Genomic DNA, 22,539 nt, shown 5'->3' on the forward strand with positions numbered 1-22,539 from the left:
GACTCTTGCGTTGCGAGGGCGGCGCGGGGGAGGGCGGTGCGGTCGCGGCGAGCCGCTGCCGGACCAATGGGACGGCGAGGAGCAAGCAGACGCCGCGCGTGAAGCGTACGCGCAGCGCCACGCGCGTGCCGTTGCTGCTGGGCGTGCGGACGATCTGCCCTTGGGACCCGAAGTCCGAGAGTCAGTGGCCTAGCGTCGTGTCAGGGATGCGGGAGGCATCGAACAGTAGCCTGTCGACGACGTGGTCGCGTCGGGCTGGCCGCGCGTTGATGTACCTCAGCAGATCCTCGAAGTGGGAGAACACGACAACCGCCTCTTCAAACTCTGGCTCCGTTCCGTGGACGACTGCTCCATCGTCTCGCACTGCCAGGTACTCGTATCCGTGGCGAACGGAAAGCAGGATGGGTAAGTGGCGCTTCCAAAAACGCGAAACCGCGACCGCCTCATCATCCGTTGTCGCAGCCTGAATGCTCAGCTGTTCACACTCGTTCCACGCGAACGCACCCTCCGCGCCGGTCGAGTAGTCGCGGCGGGATAAGAACCACACCGTCTCGTCTGAGCTCGACAGAAGTGAGAACGAGGACACCCAGCGGATCACCGTTTCGGGTGCCGTGTGCAGCGCGGAGGGAACACCGTCTTGCGTGGACGGAGGCGGCTCGCGCGTCCAACCGGCTTCCTGCAAGCATCCGGTGGCACTTCGGAAGAGTTCCGTCATGCTCCCAAGGTTACCGAGCAGTCTCTATGGGCAGACGGTCACGCGGTCGCGCCTGTGTTGGCCCATTCCAGTGCCGACAACTTGGCCTCGATGGTCTTGAGGCCGATGTTCCCGCATCCGACCAGGGTGAGCTTGCGCAGTCGGGGGAGGTCGTTGATGGACGCGATACCGGTGATCTTCTTGCAGTACTGGATGTTCACGATCTCGAGTAGCTGGAGAGCCGCCAGCTCCGAGATGTCACCCAGGGCGGTGAGGTTCTTCAGCCGCAACGACTCCAACTGGGGGAGCGCGCTGATCCCGGTGAGGCTCGTCAGCGTGCGTCCACCGATCAGTCCGAGACGGCGGAGCCCGACCGGTTCGATGAGGCGGAAGATCTCCTCGTCAGTGGGCACATTCAGCAGGTTCAATTCTTCGAGCGGCAGTTCGAGCGCCTGCCGCACATTGTTCAGAGATCTCTGCGGGTAGAGGGAGAGCGCCCGGAGTGTGGGGAAGTGCTCGTTCTTGAAGCGGAAGGGCTCGCCGACGTAGAGGGTCTTCAGGTTCGGCACCACCACCTCCGGCCACACCAGGGTCCGATCGCCGATGTGCACCGAGAGCTCTTCCAAACTCTCGGGGAGATCGCCCTGCCGCAGTTGGGTGACGATGGTGGGGAGGACCCTCCCCGGGCCGATGCTGAGGGTCTTCAAGCTCGTCATCGCTGTGATGATCTCCGGGAGACGGCCGATGGGCCCGTCAAGTGGAGACCACAGGTGCACATCGGTGATGCGCGACAGCTGCTCGGCGTCGTAGGGCTGGTCGTAGAACACAAGTTCCCTGTCCGGCACGTCGAACTGGTCCTGATGCGTGCTGTGCAACACCATGGTCCGCTTGCTCATGATGCCCTCATCCGTTCACCCTTGGCTCCGCCGGCTGTCGTCCGCGCCACACAGCTCAGATTAGCTGTGCGTGCTGCCGTCGTTCCTGCTGCGCCCCGCACGTCCCGAGCACACGCGGACGCGTCGCGCGAGTCCCGGTAGCCGAGATAATGGGTGGCGTGACGGTGAATCAGGAGGTCGTGACCTACGACGGGTTGCCGGCCTCGGCGGGCGGTGCGCATTCGCTTCGCACCAAGAACCCCCGCACCGCGTACGAGAGTGTGCGGGCGTTCCTCGATGCCGCCGTGCTGACGATCGGTGCGCCGGAAGTGTCCTTCCAGCTATGGGCCGGAGGCCCGAGCGACGTGACAGATCGCCTTGAAGCGTTCGCGGCAGCGCACCTCGGCGGACCGCAGAGCCGGCAGCGCACGCACACACAGTGGCGCGTTCGCTCAGAGAACGTCGATGTCACGCTCGAGGCCTTGAGCGGTGCCAATTCGCGGGCGTTGACCGCCCACGGGCATCCGCTCGCCTCACTGGTCTGGAACGCGCAGGCGACTCTGATCGACCCCGTGACACGAACGCCGTACGAGGGGATCGATACTGATGCGTTCGGTCGGTTCGCCGTGGACGGCTACGGGCGCCTCCTCGGCGCCTCCGGGGCACGCGCCACATTCGGCACGACCGCCTCCTCTCTTTCCCTCTGGCTCGCGTTCCCCGCCGACGACCGGCTGCACGATGCCGCCGCGCACGTGCAGGAGCATCTGCCTTTCCGCCTGTCGACAAAGCACTGGCGACGGTGGCGAGCCACGAAAGACGGGCAGTCCTACCGGGCGACCAGGATCACGTCACCACTGACATCATGAGCACACGATCGAAGCTCCACCGGCTCTGCGTCTTCATGACGCCCGCCGATGAAGCGCAGTTCAGTACTGAAATTCGGACCCTGCTACCCACAGTGAGGTTCGTCGACATATCTCAACAACCCACGACCGACACCCCGACGTTTCGTGATTCGCTCGGCGAGTGCGCGGGCCCTCACGTCACCCTCGTGGACACGAGCATCATCTCCGAGAGCATGTTCCATCGCGATTATGTGGTGCGTCACCCGTCTGGTCGGGGGTGGGTCTACGCGATCGTCGGCACCGGCCTCGCGAGCCTCGTACGACCACGCCTCGAGGATGACAGCTTGCGGAACGGGGAGTTGCGGGCATCCGTGCCCGCAGGCGATACCCGCACCGTCGAGTACATTCGCGAGCTGATGAACCTGGTGCGCGCCAGCGGGATGGGCGTGTTCGCCGTCGACCCGCTCGCAAAGGACATCGCGCGTCGCGCGGAGAGGAACTTCGTCGCGTGGCCGGACGCCGCCTCCCGTTTCGGGGCGAAGGATGCTCCGTTGCTCACCAATGGCCCAACGGCGTGGTTCACCGCCGAGCGCTGACGAGCGTCCGCGCCGGTGCAAGGAATGGGGAAAGCGCGGCTGCGATAATCTGTGATCCGTGGATTTCCGGACAAGCGTGACACCTGTCGAAGTACACGAGCTTTACGTTCCGGTGCCAGAAGACGCAGCGCGTCACTTCCCCACGGCCACGGTGCTGCTGGACGACCGCGTCCTGCTCGCCTCCTGGGTCGAGGGCCGCGCAACGCACCGACTCGGCATTCTCAATCTACGCACCGGACAGTGGCGAGTGCTCCCGGGGCTCCGCGGGATGCTGCGCGACGCGCTCGCCCTCTCCAATGAACGTGCGCTGATATTGACCGACCATGCTCTGACCGAGGTCGATCTGACGGTACCGGAGGTCACTCGCCGGTCAACGGCGAAGATCGGAAAGTACAACACATACCTCCGCGCCGAAGCAGATGACGTCGTCGCGGTCGGGAACTCCGCCGCTGCCATGGAATCGCTGATCTCCCTGTCGTCGATGACTCTGTTGAAGCGGCGACGCCAAAGTCCGCTTCTGCAGGAACCGATCCCAGTGGACGCGGCGCGGGAAGGTGCTGCACGCATCCTGCATCGCGGATCAGGACTTCTGATCGCCGCCACCCAGGCTCGCGAGTCGGCTCCCCAACGGCTCCTCGTGCTCTCTGCGGAGGATCTCTCGGCGATCACCTCCGTCGACTTCCCGCTCGGTCTGAACAGTGCGAACGTCGTCAGTGACGGGCTGATCGCCGCGGGGCCGGACATCGGACGCGCCCGCAGCCTCACTGCGATACCCGGGTTGATCCCGCGCGTCTCCGATTCGGAGGCCCGACCGCTCACCGCGCTGGTGCACACAGCGAACGAATCGGCCGCGAACCTTCTGAAGAAGAGTGCCCGCCGAAATCCGCCGCGCACTATCCATCGTGACCACCGGCTCGAACCGGGGGACGAACTGGCCGATGTGACCGCACGTCGCCTCACCCTGGAGAACTGCGTCGCGGCGCGATCCACGCAACGCCACGAGCGTCCCCGGATCTCTCGCGTGCACGTCACCGACCTCGAGTTCCAGTCCAGCTCCCTCAACGGCGCCGTACTCGAAGACGTCACCGTCGACGGCCTGCGGTGCCCGCATGGGGCCGGCTTCCTCTTCGGCTGCGAACTCCGCCGCGTCACTCTGAAAGGACGAGTGCGCGGACTCATCCTCAACCCGACCCTCGACGACCCCGACTCCGCGACGACCGCTCGTTACTCGCAATGGCACCGCGAACGCATGCAGGACCCCGAATGGATGCTCGACCTCACCGACGCCACCGGGGACATCACCATCCGCGGATACCCGTCACGGTTCATCCGTCGAAACCCCGAACTCCAGGCCGTCGTCACCGCGGAGGCCGCGCACACTCTCGATTGGCGCGCGGTCGACCCAGGACGCTCTTCGCTCAGGATCGCCCTCCACGAACTCGTCCGATCCGACTGGGACGACGTGACGCTCATCGCCGACACCCACGCAGCGTACGCCAGCGACGACCTCCGCTACATCCAGCAATTGCGAGCGCTGGGCATCGCCCGCCCAGACTAGCCCGGGCCTTACGGAGGCTCCGCCGTTTACGCTCCGTTACATGCGCGCGCTTCGAGAACAGGCTCCGGCTCGCTCTCGCTGAAAAGTGCCGCCTGTATGTCAGGGGCGGTTGATCAGCTTGTTGTTGAGGAACTGATAGAGCCCCTCGCGCCCCAGCTCGGTTCCGTAGCCGGATGCCTTGGTGCCGCCGAAGGGCAGTCGTGGCTCGCTGCCTGCCGCGCGGTTGATCCACACCATTCCCGCGTCGATCCGACGTGCGACGCGTTCGGCGCGATCGGGATCGGTACTGAACACGGACCCGCCGAGCCCGAACTCGGTGTCATTGGCGATGCGAACTGCTTCCTCGTCACTCGATGCCGAGAAGACCATCGGCACAGGACCGAAGATCTCCTCACCGTAAAGCGGACTGGCCGAGTCGACGTTCGTCAAGATCGTGGGCTGCACGAAAGCACCCACGGACGGAATCTCGGCTCCCACCTCGATCGCCGTCGCGCCGGCCGCTATCGCCGCGGCGATCTGCTCCCTGACGGTCTCCGCCTGCGATTCTGAAGAAAGTGGCCCGATGTCCACTGTGGGGTCGAACGGGTCGCCCACGGTGAGTGCTTCGCAGCGTTCGACGTAGCGGCTGAGGAATTCGTCGTAGCGCGTCTCCGCGACGATGATCCGTTTCGGGGATACGCATACCTGGCCGCACAGCCGGAATCGGTTCATGGCCTGCGTCAGAGCCAACTCGAGATCTGCATCATCGAGGATCACCATCGGATCCGAACCGCCGAGTTCGAGCACGGCAGGTGTCACTGCGGCGGCGGCCTGCGCCGCCACGATCCGTCCGGCTCGATCGCTGCCGGTGAGAGTGACGCCGCGCACCCGCGAATCCTGGATGATCCGTGCGGTCTGTTCATGGGTCGCGTAGAGATTGGTGAACACGCCCGGGGGGAATCCCGCATCGACGAAGACCGACTCGAAAGCCGCCGACGTCTGAGGGACGATGCTGGCGTGTTTGAGCACGACGACGTTCCCTGCGACGAGGTTCGGCGCGGCCGCGCGTGCTGCCTGGTAGTACGGGACATTCCACGGTTCGATGGCGAACACGATGCCCATCGGCTCCCGGCTGATCTTCGCTCCGCCGCCGAGATCAAGCGGCGCAAGGAACTCCTCGGCGTGTGTCGCGTAGTAGTCGAGGATGCCCGGCGCAACAGTGGATGCCTGCATCAGGGACACCGCGGTGGTGACCCCCATTTCGAGGGTCGCGAGGCGTGCGAGTTCTTCATGGCGCTCCCGCATGAGCTCCGCTGCCCGCGCGACCAAGGCTGCGCGTTCACCGATCGGTGTTCGTGCCCAGGAGGCGAACGCACGGTGGGCCTGATCGAGTGCCGCGTCCACGGCCGCGTCGGTCGCGTAGTCGAACCTCTCGATGACCTCGCCTGTGAATGGGTTGGTGGATGCATACGCCATTGGATGCCCTTTCTATCTGATCAGAGATATTCTATCAGCGTGAAGGTGACGATGCGCTGGTGCACGGATGGCAACTTCGACGTTTCGGTGTCAGGAAGGCGCCAGTGACGGGCACCCCCGCCAGCGGCATCGACCGCGTCCGATTGGTCGCTGCCCTGTCAGCCGCCGCGTTCAGCCATGGGTTGATGCAGGCCTTCCTCAATCCGCTGTTGCCTACTCTCCGGCATGTCTATGACACCGATGCCGCCGCGATCGCGTGGTTGGTGACTGCTTTTCTGCTCGCCTCTTCGATCGCGATGCCGATCGCGGGGCGACTCGGCGACATGTTCGGTCGAGCTCGAGTACTGCGCATCGTGATGATCGTCTTCGCCGCCGGCACCATCCTCGCCGCGCTGGCGGACACCTACGCCATGATGGTGGTTGCGCGCGTCATTCAGGGTTCGGCCGGTGCCATGTTTCCCCTCGCGTTCGGAATTCTCCGCGAACGTCTGAGCCCGCGAGCCATGGTCGGCGCTATCGGGTTCGTATCGGCGATGATCGCCGTCGGAAGCGGAATCGCCGTGGTGGCGGCAGGCCCCCTTGTCGCCGGAGCGGGTCTTCGAAGTGTCTTCGTGATCGCTGCCGCCGTGGTCGCTACGGCGACCGTCATGGTGTGGGTGTTCGTGCCGCTCGGCGCCAAGCTCACAGCTCGGGGACCGATCGATGTGACGGGTGCGCTCCTGCTCGCAGGCTGGCTCACCGGACTGCTGCTGTGCATCACGCAGGCCGGGTCTTGGGGGTGGACATCGCCGATCACGATCGTGTTGACCTTGGTTACGGTGGCGGCGTTCGTGCTGTGGACGGTAGTCGAGCTTCGCGCGGTCGTACCGATCGTCGATGTCCGACTACTCGCTTCGTCGACGGTCGCCTGGGCGAACATGCTGGCTTTCCTCTTCGGATTCCTCCTGTTCGCCGCGATGATCGCGGTGCCGGCGTTCGTTCAATCGCCCAAGGACGGGGGCTTCGGTTTCGGTGCGACGATCGCGGAGACGGCGATCTACCTGTTGCCGCAGCCGATGATGTTCTTGGCGATGAGCCTGCTCGCCTCGACGATGTATCGCTGGCCGGGCTCGCGCCTGAGCATCCTGCTGGGAGTGCTCCTGGCGATAGCCGGTGCGAGCGGCTACACGCTCTGGCACGAAGCCCCGCTTCAGATGATCGGCGCCACGGCTCTGATGGGGGCGGGGATCGGGCTCATCAATGCACACCTCACGTCGGTCATCGTCGCGATCGTGCCCGAGAACGAGGTCGGTTCAGTCAGCGGGATGAACACCAACGTGCGCAACATCGGGGGTGCATTCGGCGCTCAGGTGTGCGGAGCCTTGCTGGCGATCAGCGGGGAAGCGGGCTTCACGATGACCTTCATGGCCATCAGTGCGGCTGCCCTGTTGGCGTTGGTCCCCGCCGTCGCCATCGCCGTGGTCGGGCGCGCACCGGGAGACGCGGCAGCACCGACGGCCGCATCCGCGTGACCATCTGGATCTCTCGCCCGTTCGCCGCGCTTTCACCCTGGCTTCCTGGACCGCGTCGGCGTAGCGTCGGGAGAGTCGGAAGGACTGTCATGACTGACACGAACACACAGGCACTCTGGGTGGCATACGGCTCCGGGGGAGTGGTCGGCTCGATTCGCAAGGATCCGCAGGGGTACACCGTCACCATGGCGGGCGCGGATACGCACGTCGGGGTCTATCCGACGATGGAGATCGCCAAGAACGCGCTGCACGCCCATCTGCCGGCGGGCGCCGATTGGCCGCAGTTCCGGGAGCACTGAGAACAGATCGCACTCCCGCGGGCTCAGGATGCCGGCGCGGTGGCTGAGGCGCGCAAGGCGCGCGGGCGCGTGTCCAGCAGCGGGAGCGCGAGGTGCACGAGCGGGCCGATGAGGGCCGCGAAGAGCACCGTGCCGATGCCGACCGTGCCGCCGAGCAGCCAGCCGATGACCAGGACCGTCGCCTCGACGAGGAGGCGGCACAGCCAGATCGGCCAGCCGAGGCGCGCGTGCATGCCGGTCATGAGGCCGTCGCGCGGTCCAGGCCCGAAATGCGCGCCGATGTACAGGCCGGACGCGACGGCCACCAGGACCAGCCCGAGCGCGAAGACGGCGAACTGGCCGATGATTCCGGAGATCGGCGGGATGACGCCGAGCGCGAGCTGCAGGCTCGTACCCACGAGCAGGATGTTCGCGATCGTGCCGATGCCGGGCTTCTGGCGCAGGGGGATCCACAGCAGCAGGACGAGGAACCCGAGCAGGTTCGTCACCCAGCCGATCCCGATCCCGGTGTGGATCGAGATGCCCTCCGCGAGAACGGTCCACGGGTCCACCCCGAGTCCGGCCTCGATCGTCAGCGCGCACCCCGTGCCGTAGAGGACGAGACCGACGAGGAGCTGGATGACGCGACGAGGCATGTTCATATCCAATCGCAAAAGTGGATCTTTACGAAGTGGCCAATCTGGATAAGCTGGCCCTATGGACTCCCGAATCTCGGCGCGGATGCTGTCCGCAGCGCTGGGCGGATGGCGCACCAGAGAGCCGGCGTACGAAGCCCTGGCCGACGGCATCCGTCTGCTCTGTCTTGATAATCGCCTCGCCCCGCGCACAGCCCTGCCGGCCGAGCGCGAACTGGCCGCGTCCCTCGGATTGAGCCGTACCACGGTGGCGGCCGCCTATCGCAGCCTGCGCGACAGCGCCCACATCGAGAGCACGCGCGGCTCGGGCAGCGTCACGCTGCCGCTGCGCCGGGAAGACCCGGGCAAGGCGTCGTCCATCGAGGGCACGATCGATCTCCAGCAGGCCAGTCCTCCCGCCTGGCCGGGATTGACCGGTGTGTTCGCCGACGTCGCAAGCTCCGCGGCGGCCCTGGTCTCGAGGGTGGGCTACGACGTCATCGGCCGCCACGACCTGCGTGAGGCGATCGCGGACCACTACGCGCAGCGGGGGATCCCGACAGTCGCGAGCGAGATTCTCGTCACGACCGGCGCACAGAGCGCCATCCACCTCCTCGCCTCCGTACTGCTCGGGCGGGGCGACCGCGTGCTGATCGAGACGCCGACGTATCCGCACGCCGCGGATGCCCTCCGCCGTGCAGGTGCCCGTCTGGTCGGGGTGCCGGTCACGACCGAGGATGGCTGGGACATCGATCGGGCCGAGCAGGCATTCGCGCGTACGCTGCCCGTCCTGGCCTATCTGATGCCGGACTTCCAGAACCCCACCGGGCGATCCATGTCGGCGTACGAGCGGGACAGCCTCGTCCGCGCCGGGGAGAGGATCGGGGCGATCCTTCTCGTCGACGAGACGACGGCGGACCTCGATATCGATCGGCTCGCCGCACCTCCCGCGATCGTTGCCGAGGACCCGACCACCATCGTGCGTATCGGGTCGCTCGGGAAGACCGTGTGGGGTGGACTGCGCGTCGGCTGGATCCGGGCCGAAAGCGACCTGATTCGTCGGCTCACCGCGGCTCGATCGACGCAGGACCTGGGCACGCCGGAGTTCGAGCAAGCCGTTGCGGCGGCGCTGTTCCCGCTGATGCCCGAGATCGTGGTGCAGCGCTCCCACTTGCTGCGTCAGGGGCGTGATGCGCTCACGGCAGCGCTCTCGCTGCGACTCCCGGAATGGAGCGTCCCGTGCACCGCGGGAGGCGTGTCGCTGTGGGTCGGTTTGGATGCGCCGCTGAGCGCAAGCCTGGTCATGGAAGCGCGATCCCGCGGCTTGCTCCTGTCCGCCGGCCCGAGGTTCTCCGTCGACGGCGGGCATGACCGTCACCTGCGCATTCCGTTCACGGCGCCGCCGGAGGAGCTTGTGCGTGCCGCGGATGTGCTGGCGGAGGCGTGGCCCCGTGTGCGGGCGGGCGCGCCGCTGACCATGGTCGACCATGTCGAGGCGCTCGTCTGAGCCGGCTCGATGATGCCGGTGTCAGCGCGTGAAGCGCAGGCATTCCACCGCCTGCTCGCGTGACCAGAAGTCACCGAGTTCGAGGAAAGAGCGACTCGCCGGGCGATAGCGCCGCGCACGGAATCGCGTGTCGCCGCCATCCGTGAACTCTTGGATGTGGCCGATGACGAGTCCTCTCGCATCCACCACGCGCCACAGCGACCCGCCCGCGGGCAGAAGTCGGTACGGAGCGGCTGCGGACAGCGCCCGCGGGGGTGCTGTCACGCGGGATTCGATCGTGGTCGCCATGGCGGTTCCTTTCCGTGTCGAAAAGCTATCCCCGACCTCCGACATTTGCCGTCTGACCAGCCTCGAGTGCGCCGACCTCTCCTCCACAGCCTCGATGCGAGCGCGTGTTCTCCCCACCCGTCGAAGTGACGGCGGGATCCTGCGGACAGGGTCGCACGATGGTCGCAGCGTCGGTGCCCGACGGGCACTCGGGCACCGACGCAGCCGGGGAAGGTCTCCGGATCGAAAGGATGCGACATGAGCGACACGATCACGGTCACGGGCAACATCGCGACCGAACCCGAGCTGAAGCGCACGCCGAGCGGCGTGCCGATCACCAGCTTCCGAATCGCCAGCAGCCAGCGCCGGTACGACAAGGCGACCGACACCTGGGTCGACGGCGCCACGAATTGGTACACCGTCTCGACGTTCCGCGGTCTCGCCGAACACGCATACGAGTCGTTGCGGAAGGGGCATCGGGTGATTCTGACCGGACGGCTGAAGCTCCGGGAGTGGGAGACCCCGGTGAAGAAGGGCATCTCCGCCGAGATCGACGCCGACGCCATCGGGCACGACCTGCTGTGGGGCACCACGTCGTTCCGGCGCGACGAGCGGATGGTCCGGTCTCAGCCGGCCCTGCCCGGGAGTGCACCGGACGGTACCGGGAGTGGCGACGAGTGGGCGGTTGCCGTGCCGGGCGGCGCGGATGCCACCGCGGCGACGGGCGAATGGGCGGTCCCGCTGGAGGATGCCGACCGGCTCGCGCTGGTGTCGGCCGGCGCCGACGCAGAGCCACCGTTCTGAGCGTTCTGGGCGACTGCTCGGAGTGGCGGCCTAGACTCTCCCCGTGTCCCGTCGCTCCGAGCCCCGCCCGCCGCGCCTCGCCTTCGGGGCGCGGCTGCCCTTGACGCTGATCGCCGCCGCCGCTGCGGGCCTCGCCCTCACATTGGCCGGATGCTCGAACCTCACCCCGTCGAGTCCTCCGTCGCCGACGCACACGGCCTCGAGCACGGCGTCGGCGGCACCTACTCCGACCGAGACGACGCCGCCTGTGCCGACCCTGGTGCCGGACGGCACGGCCGAAGACAATCTGCCTCTGTTCACCTCTGTCGTCGATGCCGTCTGGGCGAGCCCGGAGAACGTCACGGGCCGTGCCTACATCGACGCCCTCGTGGTGGTCGGCTTCGACAAGGCCGCGATGCAGGTCACGAGCGACATGACGACCGTCGGCAACGCTGCGGAGAGCATTCAGTTCTCCGTGCTGTGGGGTGAGCAGTGCCTCGTCGGCCAGGTCGGACCGGCCACCGGCGGTGTCGTCACGAAGGTCCTTCCCGCACTGCCCGAAGGCGCCTGCCTCGTCGGCACGACGCGCGCCATCGACTGGTAGCGACGGTGGCGTGCGCCCGCGAATTCGAGGCGACTCGAGCCGGGTAGGCTGGGGGGCTGGAGTCGTCGCGCGGAGGAGCAACACACACTATGGCTGAGTACATCTATCAGATGATTCGCGCCCGCAAGGCTGTGGGCGAAAAGGTCATCCTCGATGACGTCACGATGTCGTTCCTGCCCGGTGCCAAGATCGGCGTCGTCGGCCCGAACGGTGCCGGTAAGTCCACGATTCTGAAGATCATGGCCGGGCTCGACCAGCCCAGCAACGGCGAGGCCAAGCTGACCCCCGGCTTCACGGTCGGCATCCTGATGCAGGAGCCCGAGCTCGACGAGCACCTCACCGTGCTCGAGAACGTGCAGCAGGGCGTCGGCCCGATCATGGGCAAGCTCAAGCGGTTCAACGAGATCTCGGCGCTGATGGCCGACCCCGACGCCGACTTCGACACGCTGCTGGCCGAGATGGGCACACTGCAGGAGGACATCGACGCGGCCGACGCGTGGGACCTCGACTCGCAGCTCGAGCAGGCCATGGACGCGCTCCGCACCCCCGCACCCGACGCGATCGTCTCGAACCTCTCCGGCGGTGAGAAGCGTCGCGTGGCACTCTGCAAGCTGCTGCTGCAGAAGCCCGACCTCCTCCTCCTCGACGAGCCCACGAACCACCTCGACGCGGAGAGCGTCCAGTGGCTCGAGCAGCACCTCGCCAAGTACCCCGGCGCCGTGCTCGCCGTCACACACGACCGGTACTTCCTCGACCACGTCGCGGAGTGGATCTGTGAGGTCGACCGCGGCCGCCTGTACCCGTACGAGGGCAACTACTCGACCTACCTGGAGAAGAAGCAGGAGCGTCTCCAGGTCCAGGGCAAGAAGGACGCCAAGCTCGCCAAGCGCCTCGCGTCCGAGCTCGAGTGGGTGCGCAGCAACGCCAAGGGTCGCCAGACCAAGTCCAAGTCGCGTCTGGCCCGCTACGAGGAGATGGCCGCCGAGGCGGACCGCGCCCGGAAGCTCGACTTCGACGAGATCGTGATCCCGCCGGGACCGCGCCTGGGTCAGCTGGTGCTCGAGGCGAAGAACCTCAAGAAGAGCTTCGGCGACCGCACCCTCATCGACGGACTGTCCTTCTCGCTGCCGCGCAACGGCATCGTCGGCATCATCGGCCCCAACGGTGTCGGAAAGACCACGCTCTTCAAGACGATCGTCGGGCTCGAGCCCCTCGACGGCGGCGAGCTGAAGGTCGGCGAGACGGTCGACATCTCCTACGTCGACCAGAGCCGTGGCGGCATCGACCCGAACAAGAACCTGTGGGAGGTCGTGTCCGACGGACTCGACTGGATCCAGGTCGGCAAGGTCGAGATTCCATCCCGCGCGTACGTCTCGCAGTTCGGGTTCAAGGGCCCGGACCAGCAGAAGAAGGCCGGCGTGCTCTCCGGTGGTGAGCGCAACCGCCTCAACCTCGCGCTGACGCTCAAGCAGGGTGGCAACCTCCTGCTCCTCGACGAGCCGACGAACGACCTGGACGTCGAGACCCTCGGCAGCCTGGAGAACGCGCTGCTCGAGTTCCCCGGCTGCGCCGTCGTCATCACGCACGACCGGTGGTTCCTCGACCGCATCGCGACGCACATCCTGGCGTACGAAGGCACCGAGGAGAACCCGGCGAGCTGGTACTGGTTCGAGGGCAACTTCGAGGCGTACGAGGAGAACAAGGTCGAGCGATTGGGAGCGGACGCCGCCAAGCCGCACCGGTCGACCTACCGCAAGCTCACGCGTGACTGACGAGAGGGCGGCGGCCGCAGCATCCGCACCGCGCCTGCACATCCCGATCCCGCTCCGTTGGGGCGATCTGGATGCGTACAACCACGTCAACAACACCGCGATGCTCAAGCTCCTCGAAGAGGTGCGCGTGCGGGCGTTCTGGCGGCCTGCCGCCGGCGAGGACGCACCGCCGACAGCGGTGATGGATGCCGGCATCACCAGCGGCATGCTGACGCTGGTGGCCCGCCAGGAGATCGAGTATCTCTTCCCGGTGCCGTACCAGCGGCATCCGCTGGACGTGCAGCTGTGGTTCGGCAAGCTCGGCGGGTCCAGCATCGAGGTCTGCTACGAGGTGCGCAGTCCTCGTGAGACCGCGGTCGACGAAGTCCAGACCGTGTACGCGCGGGCGACGACCGTGGTCGTCAAGACGGATGCCACGACCGGGCGCCCCGTGCGACTGACGACCGAAGAACGGGCCGCCTGGGCGCCGTACCTCGGCGCGCCGATCGTGTACGCCCACCGGCGCTGAGCGCCGCCCGAATCAGCTCGTGTCCGGGACCCGGACCATGATCTCCTGCGCGACGCTGGCGATGAGTGCGCCGTTGCGCGCGTAGATGCGACCCGTGCCCAAGCCGCGCCCGCCGCGGGCGCTGGGCGACTCCTGGACGTACAGCATCCATTCATCGACCCGTCCGGGACGGTGCCACCACATGGCGTGGTCGAGGCTCGCGACCTTCAATCCCGGGGTCACCCAGGCCACACCGTGGGCGCGCAGGATCGATTCCTGGATGCTGAGGTCACTGAGATACGCCAGCGCCGCACGGTGGATCGCGGGGTCGTCAGGGAGGCGACCGCGCGTGCGCATCCACACGGCCTGTGATGGCGCCGGATCTCCTTCGACGGAGAAGTAGATGGGGGAGGGGATGTGACGCAGCTCCACGGGGTGGTTCGTGAAGAACTGCTTGCGGGCCGGGTCGACGGCGAGCAAGTGCTGCTCGACATCCGGCAGATCCTCCGGCTGCGGCAGCCCCTCGGGCATCGGCGCCTGGTGTTCGAGGCCGGGGTGCTCGTCCTGGAACGACGCGATCATCGAGAAGATCGGCAGTCCGTCCTGGTACGCCTGCGTGCGCCGTGTCGAGAAGGATCGCCCGTCATGGATGCGATCCACCGAGAACGTGATGCTCCTCGTGGAATCGCCCGGGCGCAGGAAGTAGCCGTGCATCGAGTGCGCCATCCGCTGCGGCGGCATGGTGCGCTCGGCGGCGATGAGGGACTGCGCCAGCACCTGTCCGCCGTAGACCCGGCCGAACGGCATCGACTGGGACACTCCGGTGAAGATGTCCTCCGTGGTCCTCGCATCGGAGGATGCGAGATCGAGCACGGCGAGCAGCGCATCGATCGAGTCCTGGACGGGTTCGGCCTCGGGCACGTCATCTCCTGTCCGCGGGCACCAGCCACCCGATCGTCACCCTTGGTAGCTTAGAACGATGTCCGATCGCCTGCTTCTCGCCGACGCGGACTCCGCGGTCGATGCCCTTACGTTCGCGCGCCGCGCGAGCCTGCTCGCCGAGGACGCGGTGCGGTTGCAGGCCTCCGGCGGGGTGCTCGCGATGACAGCCGCACCTCTAGCGCCCAAGGGACTCGGGGACTCCACGCCGACCGTGCTGGGCATGCGTACGCTGCATGCCGATCCCGAGCTGGTCTGCGACGTCGTGGTCACCGCGTCGACGCTGGCCGCGAGCGACGATGACCGGCGGGCGCTCGTGCTGCCCGCGACGGGACTGGCACCGGCATGGGCGGGAATATCGGCGCCGCGAGGAGGGTGGGCCGACCGGCCCGATCTCGATGCGGCGACCCTGGCGGCCAAGGCGCAGCACGGGATCGCGCAGGTGGCGGAGACGGTTCCGACGGATGCCGGAGAAGACGTCGTGCGTGCAGTCCGGGCCCGGGTTTGGGGCGAGAACGACGACGACCTGGCCGGGTTGCCGCTCGGCGTCGCGTTCGCCGCGTTCGCCCTCGGGTTCATCAGCGGCGCGGAACCGGTGCGGGTGCGCGTGAGCGGACCATGGACGAGACTGAGTCTGAGCCGCGGGCACGTCCTGGTGCGCGGCCCGCTCGCGACCGGCCTGACCGCCGTCCGGCGCACTGGAACGCACGCCTGACGCACACCTGACAGCGCGGAGAAGGACCGCCGGCCCTCGAGACGCCCTACAGGGCGGCTGCGACGGCCCGACCGGCGATGCGGCCGGAGAAGAGGCATCCGCCCACGAACGTGCCCTCCAGGGCCCGGTAGCCGTGCACGCCGCCGCCGCCGAAGCCGCTGGCCTCGCCCGCCGCATACAGGCCGGGGATCGGCTCGCCGTTCGCACCGAGGGCGCGGGCGTCCAGATCGGTCTCGATGCCGCCCAAGGACTTACGCGTCAGGACGTGCAGCTTGACGGCGATGAGCGGACCGGACTTCGGATCCAGGATGCGGTGCGGTGCGGCTGTGCGGATCAGCTTGTCGCCGCGATAGGCGCGCGCCGAGCGCAGCATCGCGATCTGGGCGTCCTTCGTGAAGTCGTTGTCGATCTCGCGATCGCGCGCCTCGATCTCGAATCGCACGCGTTCGGCATCGAGCACATCGCCGCCGGGGAGCGCCTTCATGCCGGCGATCAGCTCGCCGAGGGAGTCGCGCACGACGAAGTCCGCGCCCTTGTCCATGAACGCCTGCACGGGACCGGCAGCACCCTTGCCGAGGCGGGACTTGACCAGCAGCGGCAGGTCCTTGCCGGTCAGGTCGGGGTTCTGCTCGCTGCCCGAGAGCGTGAACTCCTTCTCGATGATCTGCTGCGACAGGACGAACCAGGAGTGGTCGTGACCTGTGGCGCGCAGATGCGCCAGCGTGCCGAGCGTGTCGAAGCCCGGGAAGAGGGGGACGGGCAGGCGGGTGCCTGTCGCGTCCAGCCAGACCGAGGACGGGCCGGGGAGGATCCGGATGCCGTGATCCGGCCACACCGGATCCCAGTTCTGTATGCCCTCGACGTAGTGCCACATCCGGTCGCCGTTGATCAGCCGGGCCCCGGCCGCCTCGCTGACGGGCTGCATGGAGCCGTCGACATAGGCGGGCACGCCGGTGAGCATCGTCTCGGGCGGGGTGCCGAGCCGCGCGGGCCACTGCTTGCGCACGAGGTCGTGGTTGCCGCCGATGCCGCCGGACGAGATGACGGTCGCACCGGCGAGGATCTCGAACGCACCGACGACCTCGCGGGAGCTCGCCTTGCCCCGCGCCGCGCCGGAGGGCGCCAGCACGTCGCCTGCGGCACCCGTGACGGCTCCGCCGGAGCTCAAGAGCGCCGTGACCTTGTGTCGCGGCAAGATCGTGAGGCGGCCCTCGGCCTCGCCCTGCTCCACGGCGGCACGGAACGGCGCAACGATGCCCGGGCCGGTGCCCCACGTGATGTGGAAGCGCGGCACCGAGTTGCCGGGGCCGGTGGCGGTGTAGCCGCCGCGCTCTGCCCAGCCGACGACCGGGAAGAACCCGACGTCCTTGCTGCGCAGCCACGCGCGCTTCTCACCGGCGGCGAACTGCAGGTACGCCTCGGCCCAGCGCTTCGGCCAGGCATCCTCTTCGCGATCGAAGCCGGCGGTGCCGAACCAGTCCTGGCGCGCGAGTTCGATCGAGTCCTTGATGCCGAAGCGGCGCTGCTCGGGGGAGTCGATGAAGAACAGCCCGCCGAACGACCACCAGGCCTGCCCGCCGAGGTTCGTGCGCGGCTCCTGGTCGACGATCGTCACGCGTTTTCCCGCGGCGAGCGCCTCGCCGGCGGCGACGAGGCCGGCGAGCCCCCAGCCGATGATCAGGACGTCCGTCGAGTGGGTGGGGGCTGTGCTCATGGCGACTCCTTCGTCGTCTGTGCGGTCACGGGGAGGGATGCCTCGGCCCGGCCATCGGCGGCCGGTCCGATGCCACTGGGCTCGAAGGTGTTGACCATCGCGAACGCGGCGCGCTGCAGGTAGTCCCACAGCGTCGCCTCATGCAGCGGCGGGAGTTCGATCGCGTCCACCGCGGTGCGCATGTGCGCGAGCCAGCGGTCACGGGCGTCCGGATTGACATGGAAGGCCGCGTGCCGCATGCGCAGGCGCGGGTGGCCGCGGTTCTCGCTGTACGTGGACGGTCCGCCCCAGTACTGCTCGAGAAACAGCGTGAGGCGCTCCTTGGCGGGGCCGAGGTCCTCTTCGGGATACATCGGGCGCAGGACCTCGTCGTCGGCGACGCCGTCGTAGAACACGTCGACGAGGCGGACGAAGACCTCGTGCCCGCCGATCTCGTCGTAGTAGCTCAGGGGCGAGGCATCCGGGGTGCTCATGCGGGGGTATCCGTTTCTGGGGTCGTGCCGCGTCCGCGGCCCTTCTTGGGCTTCCACACGGCGCCCTCCGCGGCAGCGGGGGAGACCGGCGTGGGTCGGGTCTTGGGCGGGTTGGCGCCGCGGACGCGTCCGGCGGCCTCGAGACCCGTGAGCATGATCGAGTTGAGCTGCGGCAGCGTCAGACCGAGTTCGTCGATCGCGTGCTTGAGGCGCATGCGCAGTTCGCGGGCGACGTCGTCCTTCGCGTTGGCGCGCGTCTTGATGACGAGACGGATGACGAGGGCATCGCCGGACACGGATTCCAATCCCCAGATCTCGGGCATCTCCAGGACGCGGGTGCGCCACTTCGGGTCCTTCGCAAGGCTCTTCGCAGCATCCAGCATCGCCTTCTCGACCTCGTCGATGTTCGCATCCGCGGGCACGGCGAGGTCGATGATGACCCGGGACCAGCCCTGCGACATGTTGCCGATGCGGGTGATCTCGCCGTTGCGGACGAACCAGAGCGTGCCGTTGACATCGCGGACGTGGGTGACGCGGACGCTGACGTACTCGACGATTCCCGTCGCAAGACCGAGGTCGACGACGTCGCCGATGCCGACCTGGTCCTCGGCGACGATGAAGATGCCGTTGAGGACGTCCTTCACGATGTTCTGCGCGCCGAAACCGAGCCCGGCGCCGATGGCGGCGCTCAGCAGCGTCAGGGAGCCGAGCGCGTTCGGCGCGAAGATGCCGATGATCAGCAGACTCGAGATGATCACGAGCGTCACGTTGACGATGTTGCGCAGGATCGATCCCAGCGTGCGCGTACGCTGCACGAGCCGAACCGCGGACAGCGGGGAGCGCTCCAACGCCTGCGTGTCGTCGACGTTGGCCTTGTTCTTCGCGCCCGAGACGATCCGGGTGACGACGCGATGGATGATGATGCGCAGGATCCACGCGAGCAGGATCGCGCCGACGATGATGCCGGCGACGGAGAGCAGGTTGAGGCCCGCGCCGACCAGGAACGCGAGGACCTTGTCCCACAGGGTGGGGTCAGTCACGGGAGAGGTGCCAAGCGGGATCATCATCGGGACGATCCTATCCGCGGGCGCCTCGGCAACGGCTGGAAGAATTTGCGGGCGGATGCTCGGCGGATCGCTACGCGACGAGCCCGTTCTCGTACGCGTAGATCACTGCGTGCACGCGATCGCGTGCACCGATCTTGGCCAGCACCCGGCCCACGTGGGTCTTGACCGTGGACTCCGTCACGCACAGGTGCGCGGCGATCTCGGTGTTGTTCATGCCGGCGGCGATCGCCGTCAGCACGTCCCGCTCGCGATCCGTCAGCCCGGTGTCCTCCGGTCCGGTGGCCGACGCGTCGGGCAAACGGTCGCCGAACAGATCCAGCATCCGTCGCGTCACCCGAGGCGCGACCACCGCGTCGCCCTCGTGCACGGCCCGGATGGCGGCGATCAGCTCGGCCGGCAGGGCGTCCTTGAGCATGAAGCCGCTGGCACCGGCGCGCAGCGCGGCGAAGGCGTACTCGTCGGCATCGAAGGTCGTCAGCACGAGGATCCGGCTCGGGGACTGCGCGGCCACCAGTCGGCGGGTGGCTTCGATGCCGTCGACTCCCGGCATCCGGATGTCCATCAGCACCACGTCGGGCCGGAGGCTCGCGACCTCCGCGATGGCCGCCCCTCCGTCGCCGGCCTCGCCGACGACGCTGAGGCCGGGGGCGGCATCCAGCACCATGCGGAAGCCCATCCGGATCAGCGGCTGATCGTCCACCAGCAGGACGCGGATGTCGGTCACGACGTGGTCTCCTTCGGAAGTCGGGCGTACAGCCGCCATCGCGAACCGTTCGTGATGCCGTAGCTCAGTTCGCCGCCGAGAAAGCTGACCCGCTCCTGGAGGCCGCGGAGCCCGAGCACGGATCCGGTCGAGGGTGCGTCGGGCCGTGACCCGTCGTTGTCGACCGTCACGGTCACGACCTCATCGTCGTTGGTGAGGGTGACCCGCACGTAGGTCGGCTGCCGGGCATAGCGCAGGGCGTTGGTCAGACCCTCCTGGATGATGCGATGCACCGCGAGCTGCGCATGCGGTTCGGTCACCGGCCCGCCGCTGCGCACCAGCGTCGCGGGCAGGCCCGCCGTGCGGGCGCTCTCGATGAGCGCGTCGAGCGCGCGCCCGTCGAGTGACGGTGCGAGCGGGCTGTCGGAGGACGTGTCGTCGCGCAGCACCCCGAGCATGTCGCGCATCTCGCCGAGGGCCTCGCGTGCCGTCTGAGCGGCGGCCTGCGCTGCCTGACGCGAACGGTCCGCGTCGTCGGTCGCGGATGCTCCGTCGGCGAGCGCGATGATGACGGTCAGCGAGTGGGAGACGATGTCGTGCATCTCGCGCGCGATGCGCGTGCGCTCGGCCGCGGCGGCCAATTGTCCGCGCTGATCACGCTCGACCAGCAGTTGGCGGGAGCGCTCGATCAGCGCGGCGAGATAGCGCTTGCGGTTTCCGACGTTGATGCCGATCAGAGCGGCGATCAGCAGCGCCACGGCGGTGCTGACCGCGATGTTGATGAACAGGCTGAGGCTGTCGGGGTCTGCCCCGATGCGCGCCACGCAACTCAGCGCGAGGGCGAGACACGCGACTCCGAGGCCTATCCAGCAGGAGCGCGCGCTGCGGTAGACGGCGAGGGTGTAGATCGCGACGATCGCCGCGGGGAACCCGATACCCGCGGCCAAGGCGGTGTCGACGAGGATGCTCGGCAGGATGGCCAGTGCGAACACGGTGCGCGGGAAGCGTCGGCGCCAGACCAGCGCGACGCAGCTCGCGACGGTCAAGATCACGAGCAGTGCGATCGCCGCGCCGTTGACAGTCTCGGGGATCGTCGCCCGCACGGTGAGGCTGGGGATGGTCAGCAGGAGCGCGAAGACCGCGATCAGGATGTCGGCGAAGAGCGGATGCCGCCCCCAGAACCGCCGGATGACCCCGGGGGGACGGGGCAGACGCAACTCGTCCTCGACCGGGGAAGAACCCTGGTCGAGGACGAGTCTGCGCGATCGAGCCATTCGCTCGACTCTACGCGTCGCGCGTCTTCAGTACGGTGCTGCCGCCCACGAGTGCGACGACGGCCCAGGCGATGAGCGTCAGTACGGCCGGGACCGTCTCCAGGACGTCGCCCGACATCGGCGATCCCATGAACAGCGACTGGCCGGCATTGGACGGCAGGTAGCTGGCGAGGGTGTGCAGCCACTCCAGGTCGGGGATGCGCGGGAAGAATCCGACGATCAGCGGTGCGACGAACACGAGTCCGATGCCGGCGGCCAGCGCCCCCGGTCCGTTGCGGATGATGAACCCGATGCCGACGCCCAGGATGGCGATGATCGCGAGGTAGAACGACGCTCCGAGCAGGGGCATCAGCGAACTGTTGAGGTCGCTGAGGTCCATCGCTCCGGTCGGGAGGATCGGGCCGGTCACCAGCGCGGCGATCACGAACACCACGAACGTGCTGACGAACAGGCTCACCCCGACGACGAGTGCCTTCGCGAGGAGGGACGGGATGCGCTGCGGAGCAGCCGTGAGCGTCGAGCGGATCATGCCCGTCGAGTACTCGCCCGTGACGGAGATTGCGCCGATGACGACAGCGAGCAGCTGCGTCAGCACGGTGCTGAACAGTACGACCATCACGGCCTGCGCATTGATCTCGGCGACGCTGAGCGGCCCCGAGTCGCCCAGGAAGGCGCTCATCGATGTCGCCATCAAGAGGCTGAGGCCGATCGAGATGAGTGCGACCATGCCGAACGACCACCAGGTCGAGCGCAGCGTCACGAGCTTGATCCACTCGCCGCGCACCAGGTGGGCGAACGAGAGGCGGTAGGGCGAGGCATCCACGGTGTGGGTGCGTGCGGCCGTCGATCCGGCGGTCAGGGTGCTCATGCGATGTCCTTCGTCTTGTACTCGACGTCGTCGCCGGTCAGGCGCAGGTAGGCGTCTTCGAGGGTGCCGGATGCCGGGGTCAGCTCGTGCAGTGCGAATCCGCGTGCCGCGGCCAGATCGCCGATGACGGGTGCCGCGACTCCGGATACCTCGAGTAGATCGGGGGCCAGGTTGGTGATCGTCACGCCGTCGCGGGCCAGTGACTCGGACAGGGCGAGGGCGTGCGGGCTGCGGACGCGCACCGTGCTGAGGGTCCAGCGCTGCACGATCTCGTCGACCGGCAGGTCGGCCAGCACCCGTCCGCGGCCGAGCACGATGATGTGGTCGGCGGTCAGGGCCATCTCGCTCATCAGGTGGCTGGAGAGCAGGACGGTCTTGCCTTCGGATGCCGCGTGCCGCACGAAGCGGCGCACCCACAGCACACCTTCCGGATCGAGGCCGTTGACCGGCTCGTCCAGGATCAGGGTGTGCGGGTCGCCGAGCAGGGCCGCGGCGATGCCGAGCCGCTGCCCCATGCCGAGCGAGAAGCCGCCGGCGCGCTTGCCCGCGACGGAGGCGAGTCCGGTGATGTCGATCACCTCGTCGACACGGGAACGGGGGATACCGTGCGTGGCGGCCATCGCGCGGAGGTGGTTGGTGGCGCTGCGGCCGGTGTGGACAGCCTTCGCGTCCAGCAGCACACCCACCTCGGTGAGGGGGGAGCGCAGCCCGGAGTAGTCGCGGCCGTTGACGGTGACCCCGCCCTGCGTGGGCTTGTCGAGCCCCACGATCATGCGCATGGTGGTGGACTTGCCCGCACCGTTCGGACCGAGGAAGCCGGTGACCAGGCCCGGCTGCACGGTGAAGCTGACATCGGAGACGGCGTGTTTACTGCCGAAGCTCTTGCTGAGGTTCTCTGCAACGATCATGCTTCGACGTT

The 22,539-nt window shown here is 67.7% G+C and carries 24 protein-coding genes; 11 read left to right on the plus strand and 13 right to left on the minus strand.

What is annotated here, in order from left to right:
• Window positions 1–181: 181 nt before the first annotated feature.
• Entirely contained in the window at window positions 182–715 is a 534-nt protein-coding gene (locus ASD65_RS01425; protein WP_156378760.1) for a hypothetical protein, read from the minus strand.
• Between the two features lie 38 nt (window positions 716–753).
• On the minus strand, window positions 754–1,590 hold the full coding sequence (locus ASD65_RS01430) for a hypothetical protein (protein ID WP_056217442.1): 837 nt from the start codon (window positions 1,588–1,590) through the stop codon (window positions 754–756).
• A 158-nt stretch (window positions 1,591–1,748) separates the two neighbouring features.
• On the opposite strand from ASD65_RS01430, the gene ASD65_RS01435 reads away from it, so the two are divergent.
• The 3 genes from ASD65_RS01435 to ASD65_RS01445 all read left to right on the plus strand — a co-directional run bounded on the left by ASD65_RS01435 (window position 1,749) and on the right by ASD65_RS01445 (window position 4,568).
• A complete protein-coding gene (locus ASD65_RS01435; protein WP_235566569.1) occupies window positions 1,749–2,435 on the plus strand; it encodes a hypothetical protein in 687 nt (228 codons plus the stop codon).
• A 35-nt stretch (window positions 2,436–2,470) separates the two neighbouring features.
• Entirely contained in the window at window positions 2,471–3,010 is a 540-nt protein-coding gene (locus ASD65_RS01440) for a hypothetical protein (RefSeq protein WP_156378761.1), read from the plus strand.
• A gap of 112 nt (window positions 3,011–3,122) precedes the next feature.
• Window positions 3,123–4,568 (plus strand): hypothetical protein, encoded by a 1,446-nt coding sequence (locus tag ASD65_RS01445; protein ID WP_056217452.1) that lies wholly within the window; start codon window positions 3,123–3,125, stop codon window positions 4,566–4,568.
• A gap of 99 nt (window positions 4,569–4,667) precedes the next feature.
• On the opposite strand, the gene ASD65_RS01450 is transcribed toward ASD65_RS01445, so the two are convergent.
• Window positions 4,668–6,023 (minus strand): aldehyde dehydrogenase family protein, encoded by a 1,356-nt coding sequence (locus ASD65_RS01450; RefSeq protein ID WP_056217456.1) that lies wholly within the window; start codon window positions 6,021–6,023, stop codon window positions 4,668–4,670.
• 104 nt (window positions 6,024–6,127) lie between these two features.
• Here ASD65_RS01450 and ASD65_RS01455 point away from each other — a divergent pair, with 104 nt between their 5' ends.
• On the plus strand, window positions 6,128–7,534 hold the full coding sequence (locus ASD65_RS01455; protein ID WP_056217459.1) for an MFS transporter: 1,407 nt from the start codon (window positions 6,128–6,130) through the stop codon (window positions 7,532–7,534).
• Between the two features lie 89 nt (window positions 7,535–7,623).
• Entirely contained in the window at window positions 7,624–7,833 is a 210-nt protein-coding gene (locus ASD65_RS01460; RefSeq protein ID WP_056217464.1) for a hypothetical protein, read from the plus strand.
• 23 nt (window positions 7,834–7,856) lie between these two features.
• Here the strand turns inward: ASD65_RS01460 and yczE are convergent, their stop codons facing one another.
• Entirely contained in the window at window positions 7,857–8,468 is a 612-nt protein-coding gene (gene yczE, locus ASD65_RS01465; protein WP_056224359.1) for a membrane protein YczE, read from the minus strand.
• A gap of 61 nt (window positions 8,469–8,529) precedes the next feature.
• Here yczE and yczR point away from each other — a divergent pair, with 61 nt between their 5' ends.
• Window positions 8,530–9,954 carry a MocR-like transcription factor YczR gene (gene yczR, locus ASD65_RS01470; RefSeq protein ID WP_056217467.1) on the plus strand — a complete coding sequence of 475 codons (1,425 nt, stop codon included), beginning with the start codon at window positions 8,530–8,532 and terminating at the stop codon, window positions 9,952–9,954.
• A 21-nt stretch (window positions 9,955–9,975) separates the two neighbouring features.
• On the opposite strand, the gene ASD65_RS01475 is transcribed toward yczR, so the two are convergent.
• The gene (locus tag ASD65_RS01475) at window positions 9,976–10,242 is read right to left on the minus strand and encodes a hypothetical protein (RefSeq protein ID WP_156378762.1); all 267 of its coding nucleotides are present in this window, start codon (window positions 10,240–10,242) and stop codon (window positions 9,976–9,978) included.
• Between the two features lie 237 nt (window positions 10,243–10,479).
• Between ASD65_RS01475 and ssb the strand changes: the two genes are divergently transcribed.
• The 4 genes from ssb to ASD65_RS01495 all read left to right on the plus strand — a co-directional run bounded on the left by ssb (window position 10,480) and on the right by ASD65_RS01495 (window position 13,888).
• The gene (ssb, locus tag ASD65_RS18655; RefSeq protein ID WP_082561527.1) at window positions 10,480–11,025 is read left to right on the plus strand and encodes a single-stranded DNA-binding protein; all 546 of its coding nucleotides are present in this window, start codon (window positions 10,480–10,482) and stop codon (window positions 11,023–11,025) included.
• Window positions 11,026–11,068: 43 nt separating this feature from the next.
• A complete protein-coding gene (locus ASD65_RS01485) occupies window positions 11,069–11,608 on the plus strand; it encodes a DUF6993 domain-containing protein (protein ID WP_235566570.1) in 540 nt (179 codons plus the stop codon).
• An 89-nt stretch (window positions 11,609–11,697) separates the two neighbouring features.
• Window positions 11,698–13,380: an energy-dependent translational throttle protein EttA gene (gene ettA, locus ASD65_RS01490; RefSeq protein WP_056217469.1), complete on the plus strand. Its 1,683-nt coding sequence runs from the start codon at window positions 11,698–11,700 to the stop codon at window positions 13,378–13,380.
• Complete coding sequence (locus ASD65_RS01495) at window positions 13,373–13,888, plus strand: acyl-CoA thioesterase (protein ID WP_056217471.1); 516 nt, start codon at window positions 13,373–13,375, stop codon at window positions 13,886–13,888. Before ettA ends, ASD65_RS01495 begins: the two co-directional genes overlap by 8 nt.
• Before the next feature lie 12 nt (window positions 13,889–13,900).
• On the opposite strand, the gene ASD65_RS01500 is transcribed toward ASD65_RS01495, so the two are convergent.
• A complete protein-coding gene (locus ASD65_RS01500) occupies window positions 13,901–14,788 on the minus strand; it encodes an acyl-CoA thioesterase (RefSeq protein ID WP_056217473.1) in 888 nt (295 codons plus the stop codon).
• A 58-nt stretch (window positions 14,789–14,846) separates the two neighbouring features.
• On the opposite strand from ASD65_RS01500, the gene ASD65_RS01505 reads away from it, so the two are divergent.
• Complete coding sequence (locus ASD65_RS01505) at window positions 14,847–15,521, plus strand: hypothetical protein (RefSeq protein WP_056217474.1); 675 nt, start codon at window positions 14,847–14,849, stop codon at window positions 15,519–15,521.
• 46 nt (window positions 15,522–15,567) lie between these two features.
• Here the strand turns inward: ASD65_RS01505 and ASD65_RS01510 are convergent, their stop codons facing one another.
• The 7 genes from ASD65_RS01510 to ASD65_RS01540 form a co-directional block, all read right to left on the minus strand.
• Complete coding sequence (locus ASD65_RS01510; RefSeq protein WP_056217477.1) at window positions 15,568–17,235, minus strand: FAD-binding dehydrogenase; 1,668 nt, start codon at window positions 17,233–17,235, stop codon at window positions 15,568–15,570.
• Window positions 17,232–17,708 (minus strand): globin, encoded by a 477-nt coding sequence (locus ASD65_RS01515; RefSeq protein ID WP_056217480.1) that lies wholly within the window; start codon window positions 17,706–17,708, stop codon window positions 17,232–17,234. Before ASD65_RS01515 ends, ASD65_RS01510 begins: the two co-directional genes overlap by 4 nt.
• Entirely contained in the window at window positions 17,705–18,775 is a 1,071-nt protein-coding gene (locus tag ASD65_RS01520) for a mechanosensitive ion channel family protein (protein WP_056217482.1), read from the minus strand. Before ASD65_RS01520 ends, ASD65_RS01515 begins: the two co-directional genes overlap by 4 nt.
• 70 nt (window positions 18,776–18,845) lie before the next feature.
• Entirely contained in the window at window positions 18,846–19,499 is a 654-nt protein-coding gene (locus tag ASD65_RS01525; RefSeq protein ID WP_082561528.1) for a response regulator, read from the minus strand.
• Window positions 19,496–20,752, minus strand: coding sequence for a sensor histidine kinase (locus tag ASD65_RS01530; RefSeq protein ID WP_056217486.1), 1,257 nt, complete (start codon window positions 20,750–20,752; stop codon window positions 19,496–19,498). Before ASD65_RS01530 ends, ASD65_RS01525 begins: the two co-directional genes overlap by 4 nt.
• Before the next feature lie 10 nt (window positions 20,753–20,762).
• A complete protein-coding gene (locus ASD65_RS01535; protein ID WP_056217489.1) occupies window positions 20,763–21,620 on the minus strand; it encodes an ABC transporter permease subunit in 858 nt (285 codons plus the stop codon).
• Entirely contained in the window at window positions 21,617–22,528 is a 912-nt protein-coding gene (locus ASD65_RS01540) for an ABC transporter ATP-binding protein (RefSeq protein WP_056217493.1), read from the minus strand. Before ASD65_RS01540 ends, ASD65_RS01535 begins: the two co-directional genes overlap by 4 nt.
• Window positions 22,529–22,539: the final 11 nt, after the last annotated feature.

This window comes from Microbacterium sp. Root61 (assembly GCF_001427525.1).
Lineage (GTDB): Bacteria > Actinomycetota > Actinomycetes > Actinomycetales > Microbacteriaceae > Microbacterium.

Coding starts and splice junctions, on each gene's coding strand:
- ASD65_RS01425 (WP_156378760.1), bottom strand. CDS start 715: ATGACGGAACTCTTCCGAAGTGCCACCGGATGCTTGCAGGAAGCCGGT.
- ASD65_RS01430 (WP_056217442.1), bottom strand. CDS start 1,590: ATGAGCAAGCGGACCATGGTGTTGCACAGCACGCATCAGGACCAGTTC.
- ASD65_RS01440 (WP_156378761.1), top strand. CDS start 2,471: ATGACGCCCGCCGATGAAGCGCAGTTCAGTACTGAAATTCGGACCCTG.
- ASD65_RS01450 (WP_056217456.1), bottom strand. CDS start 6,023: ATGGCGTATGCATCCACCAACCCATTCACAGGCGAGGTCATCGAGAGG.
- ASD65_RS01460 (WP_056217464.1), top strand. CDS start 7,624: ATGACTGACACGAACACACAGGCACTCTGGGTGGCATACGGCTCCGGG.
- yczE (WP_056224359.1), bottom strand. CDS start 8,468: ATGCCTCGTCGCGTCATCCAGCTCCTCGTCGGTCTCGTCCTCTACGGC.
- yczR (WP_056217467.1), top strand. CDS start 8,530: ATGGACTCCCGAATCTCGGCGCGGATGCTGTCCGCAGCGCTGGGCGGA.
- ASD65_RS01475 (WP_156378762.1), bottom strand. CDS start 10,242: ATGGCGACCACGATCGAATCCCGCGTGACAGCACCCCCGCGGGCGCTG.
- ssb (WP_082561527.1), top strand. CDS start 10,480: ATGAGCGACACGATCACGGTCACGGGCAACATCGCGACCGAACCCGAG.
- ettA (WP_056217469.1), top strand. CDS start 11,698: ATGGCTGAGTACATCTATCAGATGATTCGCGCCCGCAAGGCTGTGGGC.
- ASD65_RS01505 (WP_056217474.1), top strand. CDS start 14,847: ATGTCCGATCGCCTGCTTCTCGCCGACGCGGACTCCGCGGTCGATGCC.
- ASD65_RS01510 (WP_056217477.1), bottom strand. CDS start 17,235: ATGAGCACAGCCCCCACCCACTCGACGGACGTCCTGATCATCGGCTGG.
- ASD65_RS01515 (WP_056217480.1), bottom strand. CDS start 17,708: ATGAGCACCCCGGATGCCTCGCCCCTGAGCTACTACGACGAGATCGGC.
- ASD65_RS01520 (WP_056217482.1), bottom strand. CDS start 18,775: ATGATGATCCCGCTTGGCACCTCTCCCGTGACTGACCCCACCCTGTGG.
- ASD65_RS01530 (WP_056217486.1), bottom strand. CDS start 20,752: ATGGCTCGATCGCGCAGACTCGTCCTCGACCAGGGTTCTTCCCCGGTC.
- ASD65_RS01535 (WP_056217489.1), bottom strand. CDS start 21,620: ATGAGCACCCTGACCGCCGGATCGACGGCCGCACGCACCCACACCGTG.
- ASD65_RS01540 (WP_056217493.1), bottom strand. CDS start 22,528: ATGATCGTTGCAGAGAACCTCAGCAAGAGCTTCGGCAGTAAACACGCC.